Source organism: Campylobacter concisus, from assembly GCF_003048985.1.
In the GTDB taxonomy this organism is placed as follows: Bacteria; Campylobacterota; Campylobacteria; order Campylobacterales; family Campylobacteraceae; genus Campylobacter_A; species Campylobacter_A concisus_AY.
Genome location: NZ_PIRS01000005.1, coordinates 115,563 through 135,346, shown reverse-complemented (window position 1 = coordinate 135,346; position 19,784 = coordinate 115,563). Strand labels below are relative to the sequence as shown.

The window sequence follows — 19,784 nt, the reverse complement described above, 5'->3', positions numbered from 1 at the left end:
CTATATCATTCCTTCCAAATATTGAAGGAAATCTGACTATTGATATTTTAACATCAGTATTTTTAAATTCTGTATATAGAATTTTTTCAGAGATATATTTTGTTAATCCGTAATACGAAGATGGATTTGGTATTGAATCTTCATTAAAAATTCTAGCTTTCTCAGGCCTTGAAAATATACTTGCAGTAGAAACATATACTAGTTGTTTTATATTTAACTTTTTTGCCAAAGAAATAACCTCCAGTGTCAGTCTTACGTTTGACTCATAGAAGCATTCAAAAACTTGTATCTTTGATCTTATTAAAGATGCACAATGATATATACAATCTATTTGCTCCTTTTTAGAACCCAGCTCTTCGAAGTTTCTAATGTACTTTAAGTTAACATGCTCAAAATTATCTAGAAAACCAAAATTTTGATGTACATAAACAATAACATTTAATTTCTTAGACAATAGGTATTTTGTTAAATTACTGCCCACAAAACCACTTCCACCTATTATCAAAACTGCCATATACTAACTCCTTTTTTGGTGTGCCAAATTAATTATTGTATTCTAGTAATCCCAAAAACAAAACCATAATACTAAAAACTATTAAACAATTTAATTTATGTCACCACCCTTATACATTCTTAATTTTTCTCATATCAGTTCATCTTGTTTATAGTCTTTTTGTGAAATTTGCCCGATCACCTCATCCCACCTCATAGGATTTATGCCGTCTCCTGGGCGTTTTACGCAGATGTTTTGCTCGCTAAAAATTTCACCCTTTTTTATATCGCATTTTGCCACGATCGACTTTCTAGCTATTTTGATATTTTCACTCTCGCTTTTGCTAAAGTGCTTTAGCCCGTCTCCAAGCGCTAGCTCGATATTTCTTATGGCTCCAACCATAGCCGCTAGCTCATCTGGCTCAAGGCTCGCCTTATGATCAGGCCCAGGCATACTCTTATCGAGCGTAAAGTGCTTTTCTATGATCTTTGCACCCATGGCAACCGCTGCGATATCAACCTCGATGCCAAGGGTATGATCACTATATCCGACCTCAAGCCCAAAGGCATTTTTAAGAGTTATCATCGCCTTTAAATTTACATCCTCCATTGGCGTTGGATACTGCGTATTTGCATGAAGAAGGCTTATGTTTTCCCGTTTCGTACCGCTTTTTACAAGTACTTCTATCGCGGCTTCCACCTCACCTAAATTTGCCATGCCAGTCGAGAGAATGATCTTTTTATTAAGCCCGCCTATCTGCCTAAGATATGGCAAATTTGTTATCTCACCACTTGGGATCTTAAATGTGCTAAGCCCCAGCTCATCAAGAAGCTTTATACTATCGCTATCAAAAGGGGTTGAGAGAAACGTGATATTTTTTTGTTTGCAGTAGGCTATGAGCTCTTTATGCGTATTCTCATCTAGCTCAAGCTTTTTTATCATCTCAAACTGGCTTTCATTTTTATCGGTAGTTTCTTTTTGATAGCTAGCCTTTTGCGCGTTTTTTGAAACAAGATTTTGAGCCTTAAAGGTCTGAAATTTCACCGCATCAGCGCCAGCTTTGGCTGCCACGTCGATCAGTTTTTTAGCTAAAATTATATCACCATTGTGATTTACCCCGGCCTCAGCTATGATAAAAACTCTATTTGACATCAAATTTCCTTTAAAATGCTAGTTTTACGCCTTTATAAAAGCGTTTTTCTCCAAGCTTCTCATCACGCTAGTTCCGCCGCCTATGATAGAATTTTCGCCTATCACGATATACTCTTTGCTGATTGCATTGCTACCAAAGAATGTCCCATCTTGCACGACAACGCCACCATTTATCACACTTGCTGTTGAGATATGGCAGTGATCGCCGATAGTTGCGTCATGTTCAACAAGCGCTTTTGTGTTTATGATACAGTTTTTACCGACATTTGCGCCAGCATTGATCAAGGCATGATGCATCACCACGCTTCCCTCACCTACACTTGCATGCTTTGAGATATACGCAAGCGGCGAGACTATGGTTGGAAGTATAAAACCTATCTCTTTTAGCAGTGCAAACAGTCTTTTTCTAGGCTCGCTACTTTTTATCTGACCAACCGTCACCACAGCATTTTTGCATGATGTAAAAACCTCAGCCAGATCATCATCGCTACCGATGATCTCATAACTAAGCACCTTTTTGCCAATATTTTCTGCCGTATCTATGATACCAATTATATTAAATTTAGCTTCGCTCTCGATGACATCTATCACACTTTTACAGTGCCCGCCACCACCCACTAAAACTATATCTTGCACGGCTAGACTCTTGCGCTACTTGGGATATTTACTATCCTGTCGCTTAGAAATTTAGCATTTTTTAGCTCATCTCTTTGGCACTCCTTAAACATGTCAAGCTCATTCATAAGCTGCCAGATAGGACGCGTAAAAACGCCATTTTCATTGCTAAATTTCAAAAACTCGTCTCGCTTTTCACGGCTTTCAAAAAGCACCGCGTTTAGCCAAAAATTTGACCTAGCATCCACTGGCTCATCTATAAATTTCACATCATCAAATTTAGAAAAATACTCTTTATAAATCATCGCAAGCTCGCGTTTGCTTTTTAAAAATAGCTCCAAATTTTCAAGCTGCGCCACAAGCAGGGCCGCGTTTAAATTTGGCAAGCGGTAGTTGTAGCCGATCTCGCTGTGGCGATACTCAAAAGGGTGTGGCACCTTAGCCGTTGTGGTGATAAATTTAGCGTGCTTTGCTATCTCCTCATCGTTTGTGATGATAGCTCCGCCTCCTCCGCTTGTGACTATCTTATTGCCATTAAAGCTCATCGCTGCAAGCTTGCCAAAATTCCCTGTATGAGTGCCTTTATAGTAGCTACCAAGGCTCTCAGCGCAGTCTTCTACTAAAGCGATGTTCCAACGCTTGCAAATTTCAGTTATCTCTTCTATCTTGCAAGGCAGTCCAAAAGTGTGCATAGGCACGCAGGCTCGCACTATCCTGCCGCTAGTTTTATTGACACATTTGCCGCCTTTTAGCTCGCAATTTTTCTCTAAAAATGCACTAAGTGACGCTGGCGACATACCAAGCGTATCAAGATCAACGTCCACAAAAACTGGCTTTGCAAAAAGGTAGCTAATGGCGTTGCAAGTGGCTATAAAAGTAACTGGCTGGGTGATCACCTCGTCATTTTGCTCTACGCCAGCTAGTTTTAGGCAGATGTGAAGCGCCGAGGTGCCATTTGTCGTGGCAACTGCGAATTTAGCACCGACCATTTGAGCTAGCTTACTCTCAAACTCATCGACAAATTTACCGACACTTGAGACAAAGCTAGAGTCGATGCACTCAAGTAGATATTTTTTCTCATTGCCTATAAATTTAGGCTCGTGAAGCGGGACTTTGTCCTTGCCAAAGGTGCTTTTTATAAATTTTAAAACCTCGTCAAAATCACATTTTTTCATCGAGATACTTTCCTGTTTCTTTATGCATAAAATTTGGTATCAGCTCAAAAACTTCGCGCAAAATCTCCTCTTTGCTCCATGTCAAGCTTGATTTTAAATTTAAGATGTTGTTTTTGAAAATTTCTAGCTTTTTGCTGTCAAAATTTGCATCATTTTTAACTATGCCGATATTTTGAAATCTTTGCATATCAAGCCTCTCGCCATCAACGAAAAACTCCTCATAGTCCTTCTCTCCAGTCGTGTCGCTAGGCGCAAAAAGGCAAGGGTAAAAGCCATCTTTTGGAAGCACTTTGGCTAGCTTTCTAGCCTCCTCCTCATTTTCACACAAAAATGGCTCGTAGCCTAAATTTGCCAAGTACCGCTTGGCTATCTCGCTAAATGTTATGAGGTCTAAATTTTCATCTAATTTTGGGAAAAATATATCTCTATTTTCGCCAAAAATGGTGCTTAAAAGACAGAGCTCACCGCTCTCTTTTGGCGTTAAAAAGTAGCGTCTGACGTCGTTTGGAGCTACTATGGGCTGAGCCTTTTCTATGCGTTTTTGAAAGCCAAAAAGAAGTGAGCCGTCACTAAATGCCACGTTTGCAAACCTAGCCATCGAGACGTCGATCTCTAAAGAGTGCCTAAACGCAAACATCTCCATGATGCGCTTGCTAGCTCCCATTAAATTTACAGGGTTTGCGGCCTTGTCGGTGCTAACGCAGAAATATTTTTTTGACTTCATATTGCAAGCTTGAGCCAGCGTTTTATCGGTGTTAAAGATATTTGTTTCAAGCATCCTCATGAGTGTAAACGGATCTTTTTCGCTTCTAACGTGCTTTAGCGCTGATAAATTTAGCATGTAGTCAAATCCACCACTTTGCGCCAAAAGTGCGTCAAATTCGGCACTTGCAACATCTATGGCAAAAGTTTTAAAGTCACCATTTATATATCCAAACTCACTTCTTATGTCACGCACTAGCTCGACAAGGTTATTTTCAGAGATATCAACGACGTAGAGTTTTTTGGGGTCTCTTATAAAGATCTCTTTTGTCACGGCAGAGCCTATAGAGCCAGCCCCACCGATAACTAGAAAGCTTGAGCTTGAAACTATCTCTTTTAGGTCTTTATCAAGGGCATTTATATCATCTTCAAAGATGTTTTTCGTGCGCCCTATTAAGCTTAAGATATCCATTTTTATTTCACCATTAAAATTATTTCTATAAATATTTTTATTTAAATTAAAAATTAGGCTTTTTACTCCTTGCTAAATTATGCAATAAATAAAGCCTACATCCTATCTTTAGCTGTGATTCCCATTATATTAAATGCTGTTTTTATCGAGACAGCAACGACTGCAAAGACTTTTAGCAAGCTATCTTCATTTTCATTTCCAACCACGCGGTTTTCATTATAAAATTTATGAAAGCTAGCAGCTAGCGACTTTAGATAGTCTGGTATCTTTTGAAGTTGCCTTGAAGTAAAAGCATCCTCTAAAATTTCAGGCAAGATAAGCGCTTCAAAAAGCAAATTTTTAGCATTTTCATCTAGGCACTCAAAGTCTGCATTTATCACGTCACTGACGCTTTTTCCAGCCTTTGCAAAGATCTGATTTATCCTAGCATGAGCATAGTTTATATAAAAGATAGGGTTTGAACTATCCTCTTTTTTAAGCTCATCTATGTCAAATTCTAAACTACTTGTGTTTGCTTTACTTATAAAGATGAATCTAAGCGCCTCAGCACCGATCTCACTTGCGATATCGCTCATCAGCACAGCATTGCCAGCGCGCTTGCTCATTTTATATGGCTTGCCCTCTTTTAGCAAACTAACCATCTGCATAAGTATCACTTCAAGCCTATTTTCATCGTAACCAAGGAAATTTATCGCAGCCTTTAGCCTTGCGATATATCCGTGGTGATCCGCGCCCCAAATGTTTATATAGTGGTCAAAATTTTTCTCAAATTTAGCGTTATGATAGATGATGTCGCCAGCTAAATATGTCGGTCTGCCGTCATTTCTAACCACAACCCTATCGTTATCGTCGCCAAGTGTGGTAGAAGCGATATAGATAGCGCCCTCTTTTTCATACATTTGATTTGAACGTTTTAGCTTTTCTATTGTTGGCTCCAGACGGTCATAAAGAGCTTTTTCACTAGCCCAGCTCTCTATAAATATCCCAACATCAGCCAAGTCTTTTTTGATGATCTCAAGTACGATATCCTTGCCAAACTCGGCAAGCTCAAGGTTTCTGCTCTCGTCATAAAAAATTTCCTTGCCAAATTTCTCATTTGCAAGCTTAGCGATATCTAAAATATAATCCCCGCGGTAATATTTCTCTGGGTATACGACACTTTCGTTAAAAAGCTGCTCTTTAGCCGCAAGTGATATCGATGTGCCAAGCAGATCTATTTGATTACCCGCATCGTTTATGTAGTATTCTGTTGAGATAGCGTAGCCAAGCCTTTTGCCAAGTCTTGCCAAAGTATCGCCATAAACTGCGCCTCTAACGTGTCCGATGTGAAGCGGTCCAGTCGGATTTGCGCTGATGTATTCTATTAAATAGCTGTCTTTTTTCGCATCTTCTTTTGCAAAATTTTCACTATCTAGCAAAATTTGCTTTGAAATTTCATCTAAAAATTCACTCTTAAGCTTGAAATTTAAGTAGCCATTTACCGCGCTAGCTTCAACTATCTTGCTACCACTAAATTTATTAGCAAACTCGCTAGCTATCATAGCTGGAGACTTTCTTAGCTCTTTTGCGAGGCTAAAAAGCGGCGTCGCATAGTGGGCTAAATTTTTATCCTTTGGCTTTTCAAGCACAAATTCTCGCTCTAAAACCTTTAAAATTTCAGCTTTTACTTTATCTTTCAACTCTAAAACCTACGCGTTTTTAGTTGTTTCTTCTATCTTTTGACTAGCTGCACTCTCTTCTTTATGCTCGACTTTTTCGCTCTTTTCAGGGGTTGTGTCCTCCATCTCAGCTTTAAAAGTCTTTATACCTTTGCCTAGTCCTTTTGCAAGCTCTGGGATCTTCTTTGCTCCAAAAAGTAATACAATGATCGCTAAAACGATCAACCAGTGGCCAATACTAAAAGAACCCATCTTTTCTCCTTATCAAATTTTCTCAAAATATTATCATAAATTCCTGAATTTCTAACAATCTATCCACTCGTCGATGACTTTTCTTAAGTTTATCTTAGCACTTTTTAACCTCATCGCTCTAAGGATTGATTTTAGCCCTTTATAGCTCTTTTCTATATCATCATTTACTAAAAAATAATCATACTCTAAAATATGCTCCATCTCTCCAACTGCGTTCATTAAGCGATTTTCTATCGTCTCATCACTATCTGTTCCGCGGTTTTTCAAGCGCCTTTTTAGCTCTTTTTTATTCGCAGTTGTTATAAAAACTGAAGTGATGTAGCTTTTAAATTTCTCAAGTGCGATGTGAAAGCCCTGCACATCGATGTCAAATATCACTATCTTACCAGCTTCAAGCGCTGCTAAAACTGGCTTTAGGCTCGTGCCATAGTAGTTTTTATGCACCTGCGCCCACTCTAAAAACTCGCCTTTTTCTATGCCGCTTTTAAATTCATCTTCTTTTATAAAATAATAATCCACCCCATCAACTTCGCCTTCTCTTTTGGCTCTTGTTGTGCTTGAGATAGAAAAATATAGGTCTTTCTCCTCCTTTAAAAGACGGCCCAAAAGCGTGCTTTTACCGCTTCCACTAGGTCCTGAAACTACTAAAATTTGTCCTTGCAACTACTTTTCCTCGAAACTTATATTTATCTTGATATTCATATCTTTTAGCACATCTCTTAGCGAGCTCTCATTTAACGACTCATGGACGTGTTTTGTGATCTTTTTAGTTAGCTCTTCTTTGTAGTCTTCTTTTACATCATTTTTTGAGCTTGTTTGAGGTATATCTTTTAGTCCAAATGCCGCCAACATAGTGTTTTCATCTATGTCATCTATCGATGCCGCGTCAAAATTTAACTCACTTGATGCCGCGTCTTTGCTCTCTTCTTGCGTGTTTTCTTCTTGAGCATTTTCTTCTTCAAAAGTTTCATCCACAAGGCCTAGATCTTCTTTAGCTTCTGGCTCGCTCACATCTTCTAGCTCTTCTACTGACATCTCATTAGAAGAGTTTTTGCTATCACTAGGATCTAAATTTTCTAGCTCCTCACTTAAAATTTCATCCAAAGCCTCTTCTTCTATATCTTCTTCTGCTTTTTCATCATCTACTTGAATTTGCTCTTCATCAGCCTCAGAGCTCTCATCTAAATTCTCCTCATCTTTAGGCTCATATTCTAAATTTAGCTCATTTTCAAGGCTATCTTCATCATCAAATTTAGCTAGCTCGTCTAAATTTAGCTCTTCTTGCTCTAAATTTGTAGTATCTAACTCAGCATTATCTAAATTTTTATTTTCTTCGTCAGTCTCTTCACTATTTAGCTCTTCATCAAGCGAATCGATCTCACTAAGCTCAAATTTACTCTGATCTATCTCATCAAGCTCGCTACCAGCGTTCTCTTCATCAACCAAGCCTGCAACGTCATTTTGGCTAATAATATCATCTAAATTTTTATTTAGCTCTTCATCTGTTTCAGACTCTTCTGGCATATTTTCTATCTCATCGACAAGCGCGCTAAGCTCTGCTAGATCGCTATCTTTGCTCTCTTCGCTCTCATTTGCATCACTTATCGCTTCGCTAGTCTCTTCATCCACGCTCTCATCAGCAAGGTCTTCGCTAGCAAGCTCTTGCAAGTCCTCAAACTCTTCTAAAGACTCCACATCGCTAGCTTCATTTTCCTCTTGCAAGTCACTCTCGTTAATCTCCTCACTTGGGCTATCTATCCCACTTTCTAAAAGCTCTTTGTCAAGGTCTGCGAAATTTTCTAAATTTGTATCTATATCAGGCAGCTTAAACCCTGACATCTCGTCAAAACTCATAGCCTCATCGCTAAAGTCGCCAAAGTCGCTTTCGCCCTGCTCACTAGCATTTTGCTCGGCAACTGGCTCATCTTTTGGGATATTTTGCTCAAAAACACTTATAAATTCAGTCGGTAAAAATGGTTTTTCAAGCATCAAAGTAGCAAATTCTGGTTTGCTCTCGCCACGACTTGCTAGATACATCACCTTTTTATCTGTAGCTAGCTCGCTACTATCCACGTCACTGTCGATTATGATAAAGTCAAACTGAGCATCGTCAAATCCATTTAGATCCTCAAATTCGCTATATTCGGTGCCGATTTTATTCAGACTTAAAGTTATCAGACGTGAAACTGCTGGATTTTTATTTATTAGAGCAACTTTCATCATCCCTCCTTGTAATAGTAAAAGCCTATTCTATGATAAATTTCATTGCTATTTTCTTAAAAAAACAGAGCCGGCAGATCATTTATCACTTTTAAAAGTAGGTCGCTTATTATCTTCATAATGCCTGCTAAAATGGCTATCAAAACGGAAAATCCGATCGTCACTTTGATAGGATAGCCGATGACTAGTAGGTTAAACTGCGGCATCGTCTTCATGAGCATGCCAAAGATAGAGTCTGAGAGCAAAGAAAGCGCGATGATAGGAAATGACATAATAAAGCCAAACATAAACAAATTTGTAAATAAATTTATCGCATAGCTCATGATGCCAGGGCGTGGATAAAAATCTCCCAGAGGTACCACAGCAAGTGAGCTAGCGTAAAACTGAAGGAGTAAATGATGTCCATCAAATGCCAAAAATGTTAGCAGTGCGATGAAATTTATGAGGTTTGCTATGACTGGAGAGTTTGTACCAGTTTGCGGATCAAGTACCGACGCCATCGAAAAGCCCATGACCATCGAGATTTGCTCGCCTGCCATTTGAAGTGTGGCAAAGATGATGGTTAGCATAAGTCCTGCACTTAGACCCAGCATCACCTCGCCCAATATCTCGCCGATTAAAAAATTTATAGAGTTTTCATGAGCTTTTGAGAGAGGAAAAAGCACGACACAAAGAACAAAAACTAAAAGCGTTTTTACACTAAGAGGAATTTGATTGTGCGAATAAAATGGAAAAAAAACGATGAGACCGCTTAGGCGTGCAAATAAAAGCATAAAAACTATGGTCTTATCAGCCCCAAAAAATTCTACTAGTTCCATTTTGCTCTTTTAAATTTTTTGCTAATTTTACAAAATTTTACTTTGTTTTTAAATTTATGTGGTAGTTTTTAGAAATTTGAAGCTAAATTTTAAGAAATTTGCACAAGCTCTTTGTTCTCAAGCTTGTATGAGTTGTCGCATTTCGCGGCTAGGTCGTTGTCGTGAGTGACTAGAACAAGGGCAGCGTTATTTTCATTTATGTACTCAAATAAAACTTGCATCACTTCATTTGCCGTTTGCTTGTCAAGGTTGCCCGTTGGCTCGTCTGCAAAGATGATCTTTGGCTTTTTAGTAAGCACTCTAGCGATGCTGACACGCTGCTGTTGGCCACCACTTAGCTCTCCAACTTTTTGATTTATCACACTTGAAATTTTAAGCGCTTCAAGATCATTTTTTTCTATATTTTCGCCAGATAAGATGCTTGCAAGCTCGATATTTTCATAAGCGCTAAAGCCTTTAAAAAGATAGTGCGACTGGAAAATAATGCCAAAATGAAGCCTTCTAATAGCCAAAAGCTCGTTTTGAGAAAGCTCATAGATCGATCTATCTTGGTAGATGACCTCGCCAAAATTTGGTTTTAAAAGTGTTGAAAGTATATGTAAAAGCGTTGATTTGCCACAACCGCTAACACCGGTTATCGCGATACTTTGTTTTTGATTGAGAGTTAAATTTATATTGTTAAAGAGCGTATAATCATACGCAAAGCCCAGATTAGACGCTCTTAAAATTTCCATTAGCCTATTTGAGCAGCAACTTCTGCAGCAAAGTCATCTACTTTTTTCTCTAAGCCTTCGCCAAGCTCGAAACGAACGTATTTTACGATCTCGATCTTGCCGCCAAGCTCTTTGCTCTTCTCTTCGATAACTTGTTCGATAGTCTTTTTATCGTCCATTACATAAAACTGACCTAAAAGTGTAAGGCGTTGGTCAAGCACTGTGTTATCAGCATAAAATCTCTCGATCTTGCCAGGGATGATCTTATCCCAAATTTTCTCAGGCTTACCCTCAGCTTTTAGCTCTTCTTCGATCGCTTTTGTAGCTTTTGCAAGCTCAGCCTCACCTATCTGGCAGCGGCTAGCATACTCAGGGATGTGGTGAAGAGGCTTACCTAGGCGTTTTAGCTCTTCATTGTCTTTTTCAAGCTCAGCGCGAAGTGCAATAAATTCTTTCTCAACAAAATCTTTATCAAGATCTTTGTAGCTTATAACGCTTGGCTTCATAGCAGCTGCGTGCATACATAAATTTCTTATAAATTCAGCTGCTTTATTTGCAACCTCAGCATTTTCGCAAGCTGCACCGATAAGAACGCCAACACGGCCATTTGAGTGAACGTAGCCATTTACAACGCCCTTATCATCAGCGCTGATTGTCTCAAAGCGGCGAACTACAAGGTTTTCACCGATAGTTGCGATCTGAGTTTTGAAATATTCTTCAAATTTAACGCCATTTAAAGTGCTCGCATTCAGCTCTTCAACTGTTTTTATGCCACTTGATTGGATGTGAGCTGTTGTGTCTTTTGCAAGTGTTTGAAACTGTGGGTTTCTAGCAACAAAGTCAGTCTCAGAGTTGATCTCACTGATAGTTGCTTTTTTGCATTTTGAGCAAACTTCAACGCTTACTAAGCCCTCGCTTGCAAGGCGGTCAGCCTTTTTAGCAGCTTGACCTAGGCCTTTTTCACGAAGGATATCAACAGCTTTTTCCATGTCGCCATTTGCTTCGCCAAGTGCCTTTTTGCAGTCCATCATGCCGGCTCCGGTTGATTCGCGGAGCTCTTTTACCATTTGTGCAGTTATTTCCATTACTCTTCGTCCTCACCAAGGTCTTCTTCGCTCATAGCCTCAGCTACAACTGCATCTTTCTCATCTTGGCTTACTTCTTCGCCAGCAGCTTGCTCGCCACCATCTTGCTCAAGAAGTGATTTGCCTTCGTTGATAGCCTCAGCCATCTCTTGGCAGAAAAGCTGAACAGAACGGATCGCATCATCGTTTCCTGGGATCGGATAGTCAACAACGTCAGGATCGCAGTTTGTATCAATAGGTGCTACAACTGGGATTTTTAAGCGATTTGCCTCTTGAACAGCGATCTTTTCTTTAACTGTATCAACAACAAATATCATATCAGGAAGGCTTTTCATATTGCGGATACCGCCAAGAGTTGCGATAAGCTTCTCTTTTTTACGGCGAAGCATCAAAGCCTCTTTTTTAGTTAGTAAATTTATCGAACCATCTTCTTCCATAGCCTCGATAACTTCTAGTTTGCGGATAGACTGGCGGATAGTACCGAAGTTTGTCATCATACCACCTAACCAGCGGTGATTTACATAAGGCATTCCACATTTTTCAGCGTACTCTTTTATAGCGTCGATAGCTTGTTTTTTAGTACCGACAAATAGCACTGACTTACCTTCAGCAGCTGCGTCACGAACGATGTTGTAAGTGTAGCGGAAGTAGCGGATAGTCTTTTGTAGATCTATAATATAGATACCTTTTCTCTCTCCAAAGATAAATTTTTTCATCTTTGGGTTCCAGCGGCGTGTTTGGTGACCAAAATGTACGCCACACTCTAATAAATCTCTCATAGTTACCATGAGTTTCTCCTTGTTTTAGGCATATTGCCTTGAATTTAGTTTTATCCTCCACGACCATTAATGCTCTCGCACAACCAAATTTAGGATTGCCGTGTGTGAAATAAAGTTTGGATTATATTGAAACTTGGCTTTATTGAAGCTAAATTTAAAGATATCTTTAGCTACCAATAAAGCTCAAATTTCTTTAAATTTACTCAAAAAAGCCTTTTTTAACGACCTTTTCCTCTTTAACGCAAAACTCGCCTTTTGCGATCACGTCATATAAATTTAGCTCCTCATCAAAGACGCAAAGATCAGCGTCATTGCCCACTTTTATCTCACCTTTTTGGCTTAAATTTAGATATCTCGCCACGTTTTTGCTCATCAAGGCCAAAGTATCTTCTATATTTAAAATTTTATTTCTCACTAAAGCTTGCAATACCTCTAAATTTGACGCACATGACGCACAGCCATATCCGATAAGCTCACCATTTTCGTTAAATTTAGGCACGCTGCCGTTTCCGTCTGAGCTCATCGTTAGGCGCTCTAAATTTAGCCCATTTTCAAGGCCGTAAGCCACCACCTCATGAAGCGGGGCAAATTTACTTCCGCCGCTTGTGATATCGACGTTTCCACCCATTTTTTGAAATTTCAAAGCCTCGTTAAACAGGTCTTTCGTCCTAGCGCAGTGTGTCGGCGAGAAGTAATGAACTGGGAATTCATAGTCTTTTATCACCTTAAAGACGTTGTCAAATTTCTCGCTTAGTCCGCCCATGTGCATGTGAAGCACGCCGCCTTTTTTAGAGACCATGCCGCCTATGCGGATCTTGCTTAGGATTTTTATCAGCTCCTCTTTTGAGACGTAGCTGCCGCGGTTGTCCGTCAGTGCGATCTTTACGCCGATCACCTTGTCGATTAGTATGAGGTCCTTTGCGATGTCGCCGGTAAATGTCACACAGGGGCTTGCGTATGAGCCAGTGTGAATGAAGGTCGAGATGCCCTCAAACTCGAGCGCTTTTGCTTTTGAGTAGAGATTTTCCAAGCTTCTAGTGACACCATCAGTCCCCAAGACGCCAACAAGCGTCGTAGTGCCATATTTTACGATCTGACTAAGCGTGATCTCAGGCGTTCTTGAGTGATATCCAGCCTCGCCGCCACCACCGGTGATATGCACGTGCTGATCAATGAGACCTGGAGCTAAAACCTTGCCCTTTAGGTCGTAAATTTCAAGCCCTTCTACGCTAAAGCTTAGCCCATCACCGATGGCTAAAATTTTACCGCCACCTACCAAAACATCGCACTTGCCAAGAAATTTTGGCGTGTATAGATTAGCATTTTTAAGCAAAAGCATATTTTCTCCTTTATTTGCTAAGTTGCACTTTCTCTTCTATCTCCATCAGTTTTATAAAAATTTGCTCGATATTTTCCCTATCCACGGCGCTTAGCTCCATCTTTTTTGAGCTAAGAAGCATCTGCACAAACTCCTCGTTCATAAGCTGCTCAAAGCCCAAATTTCTAGCGTTTTGAGCTATTTTTGCTGCTAGTGGATTTTTAAAACTATCATATCCCATTTTTATCCTTAAATTTGACCGCAAATCCGCAAAATCTACCGCACACGCCGTCTCTTCGGTACGAAAAATATCTATCGTCGCAGTGCGTGCAGACCTCGCTAAAGTTTAAATTTTTAACCCCAAGTGCGCCAAATTCATCCCTTAAGGCCGCGTTCATATCAAAATTTCTACCTATCTTATATGCGTTAAATTCCCCAAGATCAAGCTCGCCCACCTCGTAGCAGCCACCCTTTATATTTGCCCCGACAAATACGCTGATATCGCCCGCTCTTGAGCCAAATTTCTCGCCCATGAGCGTAACTGCTTTTGTGCAAATTTTTAACGTCACGCCAGCTCTTCCTGCATGAGCCACGCAGATAGCGCCCTGCCTCTCATCTATCATCACAACAGGCGAGCAGTCCGCCACCAAAACGCAGATGCCAACATCGCTTAAATTTGTGATCACAGCGTCGCACTCAGGTAGCTCGTCTTTTTCATCTTCAAGGACAAAAACCTTGTCCGAGTGGATCTGCTTCATAAATTTAAGCTTTTTCACGCCCAAATTTCTAGCCAAAATTTCTCTATTTTTGATGACGTCTGCTGGGTTGTCACCCACATGATCGCCAAGATTTAGCGAGCTAAATTTACCCTCGCTCACGCCGCCAAGCCTGTTTGTAAAGCCAGCAATGATGCCATTTTTATCAAAAACGATCTCTAAATTTTCACGCATCTTCGCTCACTTAGTAGAGGCTTGAAATTCTCTCGACCTCGTCCCAGCTAAGGCCGCCATTTTGCTTAGCTTCAAGCATCCTAGCCACGTAGCGAGCCAGCAGGTCGCTCTCGATATTTACGCGTCTGCCGACCTTGAAAGTGCCAAAAAGACTATCTCTAAACGTGATCGGTATGATGGTTAGTCTTATGCCCTTTGGTAAAATTTCATTTATCGTAAGGCTCACGCCCTCGACGCCCACCGAGCCCTTGTTTGCCATCAGAGCCATCGCCTCACGTGGCAGGTCGATGTAGAAATCAACGCCGTTTTCATGCTTTTTGATAGCCGAGATCACGCCGATATAGTCGATGTGTCCTTGCATCAAATGCCCATCCACGCGCTCGCCAAGCTTCATCGCGGGCTCGATATGCACCAAGCCACTTAAATTTTCAACCGCGACATTTGCTCTGCTCTCTGCGCTTAGCTCCACGCTAAAGCCATCAACATATAGTTTTATGACGCTCAAGCAAGCGCCATTTACTGCGATGCTATCGCCTAAATTTGGGCGAAATTTAGCCTTTAGCCGTAAAACATTTTGCGAGTAGCTAACGACCTCGGCAAGCTCCCTGATTAAGCCATTAAACATATTTTGCCTTTAAATTTTTTAAGGATTTTACTAAATTTTGCCTAAATTTGGCGCATGGATAGATTTGCTGGTTACGTGAAATTTAAAAGATATAAATGCCAAATATCACAACTGACATAAAGATACGCTTTTGAGCGGTCACGCAAAAAACAAAAAACGCGAGTGCAACCTAGAAAAAGAAATAAAAAAGCTAGCAAATTAGCGATGAGCCGCTAGCTTGGTAGCAAAAGTCACTTGCAAGGTAAATTTAACTGGCGGCAAATTGCAAAAGGTTTTAAACTTGATCTAGCTAGCATAAATTTCACATGCCATTTGCCTTTAAATTTACACGCTCTAGTCGCAAAATTTAGATAGCGTGCCAAAAAACAGCAATAATAATTTTACTACTAGACGCATGTCAAAATCTTTTGGCTAAATTTCGCCCCTAGCTCGTCTGTAAAACTAGCCACGTCTTACTAAAGTCGCGCGCCGTTAGGTCGTCCCTCTTTATCCATAGATAAACTCTGCCCTCTCCGTCCCAGTCCATGTCGCTATCCCAGTCGCTATCTATCTGCAAAAGCAGCTGCCACTGGGCGGCATTTTTCTCAAACTCAGAGATATTTGGGTGGTGATAAGCGCTGCCATCGCCACAGTCAAGGCCGTTTGCCACGAGCTCGCACTCTAGCTCCATGCCATCTTGGATGTTGTCAGAGTGGCCAAGTAGCTTGTTTTCTTTGGCCTGCCAGCTTGGCTCGATGATCTCGTGATAGGCCTCCCACTCCTCCTCGCTAAATTTGCCAAATGGCACGAGCGAGCTTTGCAAACTTGGCAAATTTAGCTCGCTCCTAAAGCTAAGAGATCGCGCGCCAAATGTGAAATTTCCGCTATCCACGTTTTGGCGAGTAAGCTGGTCTTGAGCTGCCTCACTAAAGATCACGGCAAAGCCCTTTTTATCAGCAGGGTCGTAACCCCAAATGCGTAAATTTATATCATAAAAAAGATATAGCATGCCACTTTTTGGTAGTAACCCGTCGGTGTCAAATTTGCTAACTTCAGCAAAATTTATCTGTGCCACAAAGCTAAGCGCGCCGTTTTCATTTGAGGGCCAAGGCACATTGGCTGGCAGATCTGGCTGCCCGCCAAATTTAGAGGCTCCAACAACGATATCGCCGTCATCTTTAGCCTGCGTATCTATCTTGATGGCATTTTTAGCCATTGGCTTTAAAAACTCAAAAAGCCCATTCAAACCGCGCTCTTTGCAGCCTTTTGCAATTTCATTTAGATCCATATTTTTCCTTTCTAGCAAGCATCAATGTAGATGTGATACTTTTTGCAGTGCAAGCAGCGAAACAAATATCCAGCAAAGTCGCCGCCAGCTACGAGCAGCTCGCGAGCCATTTTCGCGTCGTAATCGTCCCTTTTTGCGTAGTCCGCAAAGACCTCGTCTGCGATGCCAAGCTCCTCAAGCTCCTTCGTGCCCACATCGCCCAAAAATGCGCAATAATCATCACAGCACGCCACCCAGTGCTCGCCCTGCCAGCTCTCATAGCCAGGTGTTCTTTCAAAGAGCTCCTCATCTTTTTTGGCGTCATCTGTGGCAAGCTTGTCGGCGCCCTGCACAAAGGTAGCGTCAAATTTCTTAGCAGCTTCGCCATTTGCGATGCAGGCTGGGCAAAGATAGGTGACGTCTTGCTCGCTATAGACGCCATTGTTGTAATAAATTTCTGTGTTTTTACCGCAACACTCGCAGATGACACTCATATCATCTTTAAATGCGCCAGTTTTTAATGGCTCTGGGTGATAGCGAAATTTTGGCAAAGTAGCAGCCTTTGCTTTTTGGGCTAAAATTTGCTCTTTGGTCTTTGGTCTTGGTACCGCCCATTTATCGCCCTCATCCACAAACTGCGCAAGATAACCAAGCGTTTTTAACTGCTTTTTGTCGTTTTTATCGTGTATCTTTAAAAGTAGCTCGTAAGCGCTCTTTTGCATAGACAAAAGCTGATAAATATCGACCAAAACGCTCTTTGCCTGCATATCATCGCTTGCCTCAAGCTCTTCTTTGAACTGATACAAAGCCTCCACGCTTGCCGCATTGCCGTTATTTTTGTAGTAATCTTTTGAAAGCTTTATATATTTTTCTTGAAATTTATCCACAAATAGCCTTTATGAAATTTGCTAAGAATTTTAGCTTTAAAGACTTAAAAGTCCCATAGATGAGTTATTAAAATTTAAAAGAGTGGGATAAAAATATAAAATTGTTTAATTTTTAAAAATTTAAAAAAAGGTACATTAAATTTAGCGTAAAGGAGACCGCAAGCAAATTTACCTAAACTTTCAACTCACTTGCGACTATAAATTTTACTCTTCATAAGCCCCGATAGAGAGGATTTTGTCTATTCTTTTTGCGACAAGCTCGTTTATATCAAGCTTCTCAAGCTCGGCTAGCTCTGAGATGAAGTAGTTTGCAAGTGCTTTTGCGGCACCGTCTTTATCTCTATGAGCTCCATTTATCGGCTCGTTTATCACGTCATCTATAAGCGATAAATTTTTTAAGTCATCAGCCGTTATCTTCATAGATTTTGTAGCTTGCTCTTGTTTAGCTGGGTCGTTCCAAAGTATCGCTGCACAACCCTCTGGCGAGATGACTGAAAAGACAGAGTTTTTCATCATGGCAAGTCTATCAGCCACACCAATAGCTAAAGCACCGCCACTTCCGCCTTCACCGATAACGACAGCTATTATTGGAGTTTTTAAATTTGCAAATTCAAATAAATTTCTAGCTATGGCCTCGCTTTGACCTCGCTCTTCAGCGCCAACACCAGGATATGCGCCCGGAGTGTCTATCAAAAATAAGATAGGTAGGTTAAATTTCTCAGCCAATTTTGCTACGCGTAAAGCCTTTCGGTAACCCTCCGGATGAGGCATACCAAAATTTCTTTTTAGTTTATTTTTAGTGCCACGACCTTTTTGCTCACCTATAACGACAGCCTTTTTGCCTCCGATATAACCGATGTAGCAGACTATTGCTGGGTCGTCGCGAAATGACCTGTCACCATGGATCTCATAGCCATCAACTAAAAATGAATTTATATAATCAATAGCGTATGGCCTATCTGGGTGACGAGCAAGTTGTAAACGTTGATATTCGTTTAAATTTTTATATACTTTTGATATCTCTTTAGATAGGTTCTTATTTAAAATTTCAACAGCATGTTCATCGCCTCTGATCTTAGCATTTGCTATATCTTCATCAATCTGCTTTATGCTCTTTTCAAAATCTAAATAATTTGACATCTTAATCCAACTTTTTAAATATCACGACGCCGTTTGTTCCACCAAAGCCAAACGAGTTGCTCATGACAGCTTTTATATCAGCTTTTCTAGCTTTATTTGGAACGTAGTCTAGATCGCACTCTGGATCTGGCGTTTCGTAGTTTATCGTTGGAGGGATGATGCCATCTCTCATTGCCATTATAGATATGACTGCTTCGATCGCACCAGCACCGCCAAGGCAGTGTCCAGTTTGACCTTTGGTTGAACTAACCGGTGGGCACTTATCACCAAAAACAGCCTTTAACGCAGCTGTCTCATTTTTATCATTTACTGGCGTTGAAGTACCATGCGCATTGACATAGTCTATCTTTACGCCTTTTGCCATATCAAGTGCTTGCTTCATCGCGCTTAATGGACCTTCAAGTGTTGGTGATGTGATGTGGTGTGCGTCTCCGCTCTCTCCAAATCCAACTACTTCAGCGTAAATTTTAGCGCCTCTTGCAATAGCTGACTCATACTCTTCAAGCACAAGTGCGCCAGCGCCCTCGCCCATTACAAAGCCATCGCGGTTTGCATCAAATGGCCTTGATGCCTTACTTGGCTCATCGTTTCTAGTTGAGAGTGCTTTCATCGCCGCAAAACCGCCTATGCCAACGCCACAGATAGTTGACTCAGCACCGATAACTAGCATATTTGTTGCTTGACCGATCATTATGCATTTTGCAGCTTGTGATATCGCATGAGTGCTTGCTGCACAAGCTGTTACGCTTGATAAATTTGGACCTTTTAGTCCGTGATTTATTGAAACTATGCCACCTAGCATATTTACAAGTGCAGATGGGATGAAAAATGGCGAAATTCTCTTCACGCCTTTTTCAAAATATGTGATTGAGTTTTTCTCAATATTTGGCAAACCACCTATACCAGCAGCTGAGCTAACACCAAATTTATGAGCATCAAACTCCTTAAAATTTGCATCAGCCATAGCTTCGTTAGATGCTTTTATGCCAAGCTGTATGAAACGATCTACTTTTTTCACCTCTTTGCCGTCTAAAATGCTATTTGGATCAAAATCAGTTATCTCGGCAGCAATTTTAACAGGGAATTCGCTTACATCAAAGCTCGTGATCTCTTTCACACCTGTTTTACCCTCGCAAATAGCCTTAAAAGAGCTCTCTTTATCAAGACCAAGTGCGTTTATCATGCCAATACCAGTTACAACGACTCGTTTCAATACATCTCCTTAAATCAAACTATGCAAATTTAAATTATTTGCCTAGTTTTTCTATATAATTTACAACGTCTTGAATGCTTACTAATTTCTCTGCTTCGCTATCAGGAATTTCTACTTCAAATTTCTCTTCTAAAGCCATAACTAGCTCTACAACGTCAAGTGAATCAGCGCCTAAATCTTCGATGATTTTAGACTCTAGTTTTACCGCTTGTGGATCTACGCTTAGTTGCTCTACAACTACGTCTCTTACGTCTTCAAATACTGCCATTTA

Annotated in this window: 22 protein-coding genes; all 22 read right to left on the bottom strand. The window is 40.5% G+C overall.

Annotated elements, in window-relative coordinates:
• On the bottom strand, positions 1–514 hold a 514-nt coding region (locus tag CVS91_RS05015), incomplete at its 3' end, for an NAD-dependent epimerase/dehydratase family protein (RefSeq protein ID WP_159071396.1).
• Positions 515–643: 129 nt separating this feature from the next.
• The gene (neuB, locus tag CVS91_RS05010) at positions 644–1,645 is read right to left on the bottom strand and encodes an N-acetylneuraminate synthase (protein WP_107830730.1); all 1,002 of its coding nucleotides are present in this window, start codon (positions 1,643–1,645) and stop codon (positions 644–646) included.
• 24 nt (positions 1,646–1,669) lie between these two features.
• Positions 1,670–2,281: a NeuD/PglB/VioB family sugar acetyltransferase gene (locus tag CVS91_RS05005; RefSeq protein WP_107830728.1), complete on the bottom strand. Its 612-nt coding sequence runs from the start codon at positions 2,279–2,281 to the stop codon at positions 1,670–1,672.
• A 2-nt stretch (positions 2,282–2,283) separates the two neighbouring features.
• On the bottom strand, positions 2,284–3,435 hold the full coding sequence (locus tag CVS91_RS05000; protein ID WP_107830726.1) for a LegC family aminotransferase: 1,152 nt from the start codon (positions 3,433–3,435) through the stop codon (positions 2,284–2,286).
• Complete coding sequence (locus CVS91_RS04995) at positions 3,422–4,609, bottom strand: UDP-N-acetylglucosamine 4,6-dehydratase (RefSeq protein ID WP_107830724.1); 1,188 nt, start codon at positions 4,607–4,609, stop codon at positions 3,422–3,424. The genes CVS91_RS05000 and CVS91_RS04995 overlap by 14 nt, the downstream gene beginning before the upstream one ends.
• A 95-nt stretch (positions 4,610–4,704) precedes the next feature.
• Positions 4,705–6,288 (bottom strand): arginine--tRNA ligase, encoded by a 1,584-nt coding sequence (gene argS, locus CVS91_RS04990; protein WP_107830722.1) that lies wholly within the window; start codon positions 6,286–6,288, stop codon positions 4,705–4,707.
• 9 nt (positions 6,289–6,297) lie between these two features.
• A complete protein-coding gene (tatA, locus tag CVS91_RS04985; RefSeq protein ID WP_021087958.1) occupies positions 6,298–6,519 on the bottom strand; it encodes a twin-arginine translocase TatA/TatE family subunit in 222 nt (73 codons plus the stop codon).
• 51 nt (positions 6,520–6,570) lie between these two features.
• On the bottom strand, positions 6,571–7,182 hold the full coding sequence (gmk, locus tag CVS91_RS04980; RefSeq protein WP_107830720.1) for a guanylate kinase: 612 nt from the start codon (positions 7,180–7,182) through the stop codon (positions 6,571–6,573).
• A complete protein-coding gene (locus CVS91_RS04975; RefSeq protein ID WP_107830718.1) occupies positions 7,183–8,739 on the bottom strand; it encodes a Highly acidic protein in 1,557 nt (518 codons plus the stop codon). It abuts the gene before it with no gap.
• Positions 8,740–8,795: 56 nt separating this feature from the next.
• Positions 8,796–9,557 (bottom strand): flagellar biosynthetic protein FliR, encoded by a 762-nt coding sequence (gene fliR / locus CVS91_RS04970; protein WP_107830717.1) that lies wholly within the window; start codon positions 9,555–9,557, stop codon positions 8,796–8,798.
• Positions 9,558–9,646: 89 nt separating this feature from the next.
• The gene (locus CVS91_RS04965; protein WP_103637163.1) at positions 9,647–10,291 is read right to left on the bottom strand and encodes an ABC transporter ATP-binding protein; all 645 of its coding nucleotides are present in this window, start codon (positions 10,289–10,291) and stop codon (positions 9,647–9,649) included.
• A complete protein-coding gene (gene tsf, locus CVS91_RS04960; RefSeq protein ID WP_107830715.1) occupies positions 10,291–11,355 on the bottom strand; it encodes a translation elongation factor Ts in 1,065 nt (354 codons plus the stop codon). The genes CVS91_RS04965 and tsf overlap by 1 nt, the downstream gene beginning before the upstream one ends.
• Positions 11,355–12,143 carry a 30S ribosomal protein S2 gene (gene rpsB / locus CVS91_RS04955; protein ID WP_107830713.1) on the bottom strand — a complete coding sequence of 263 codons (789 nt, stop codon included), beginning with the start codon at positions 12,141–12,143 and terminating at the stop codon, positions 11,355–11,357. The genes tsf and rpsB overlap by 1 nt, the downstream gene beginning before the upstream one ends.
• A gap of 190 nt (positions 12,144–12,333) precedes the next feature.
• A complete protein-coding gene (gene iadA, locus CVS91_RS04950; RefSeq protein WP_107830711.1) occupies positions 12,334–13,473 on the bottom strand; it encodes a beta-aspartyl-peptidase in 1,140 nt (379 codons plus the stop codon).
• Positions 13,474–13,483: 10 nt separating this feature from the next.
• Positions 13,484–13,693, bottom strand: a complete 210-nt coding sequence (locus CVS91_RS04945; RefSeq protein ID WP_107830709.1) for an acetyltransferase — start codon at positions 13,691–13,693, stop codon at positions 13,484–13,486.
• A complete protein-coding gene (gene pgeF / locus CVS91_RS04940; protein WP_107830707.1) occupies positions 13,683–14,402 on the bottom strand; it encodes a peptidoglycan editing factor PgeF in 720 nt (239 codons plus the stop codon). The genes CVS91_RS04945 and pgeF overlap by 11 nt, the downstream gene beginning before the upstream one ends.
• Positions 14,403–14,412: 10 nt before the next feature.
• Entirely contained in the window at positions 14,413–15,027 is a 615-nt protein-coding gene (locus tag CVS91_RS04935; protein ID WP_107830705.1) for a riboflavin synthase, read from the bottom strand.
• Positions 15,028–15,451: 424 nt separating this feature from the next.
• Positions 15,452–16,294 (bottom strand): YwqG family protein, encoded by an 843-nt coding sequence (locus CVS91_RS04930; protein ID WP_107830703.1) that lies wholly within the window; start codon positions 16,292–16,294, stop codon positions 15,452–15,454.
• 11 nt (positions 16,295–16,305) lie between these two features.
• Positions 16,306–17,160, bottom strand: a complete 855-nt coding sequence (locus CVS91_RS04925; protein WP_107830701.1) for a CbrC family protein — start codon at positions 17,158–17,160, stop codon at positions 16,306–16,308.
• 204 nt (positions 17,161–17,364) lie between these two features.
• Positions 17,365–18,300: an acetyl-CoA carboxylase carboxyl transferase subunit alpha gene (accA, locus tag CVS91_RS04920; protein WP_107830699.1), complete on the bottom strand. Its 936-nt coding sequence runs from the start codon at positions 18,298–18,300 to the stop codon at positions 17,365–17,367.
• A 1-nt stretch (position 18,301) separates the two neighbouring features.
• On the bottom strand, positions 18,302–19,513 hold the full coding sequence (locus CVS91_RS04915) for a beta-ketoacyl-ACP synthase II (protein WP_107830697.1): 1,212 nt from the start codon (positions 19,511–19,513) through the stop codon (positions 18,302–18,304).
• A gap of 34 nt (positions 19,514–19,547) precedes the next feature.
• Positions 19,548–19,781, bottom strand: coding sequence for an acyl carrier protein (acpP, locus tag CVS91_RS04910; protein ID WP_002941395.1), 234 nt, complete (start codon positions 19,779–19,781; stop codon positions 19,548–19,550).
• Positions 19,782–19,784 lie beyond the last annotated feature (3 nt).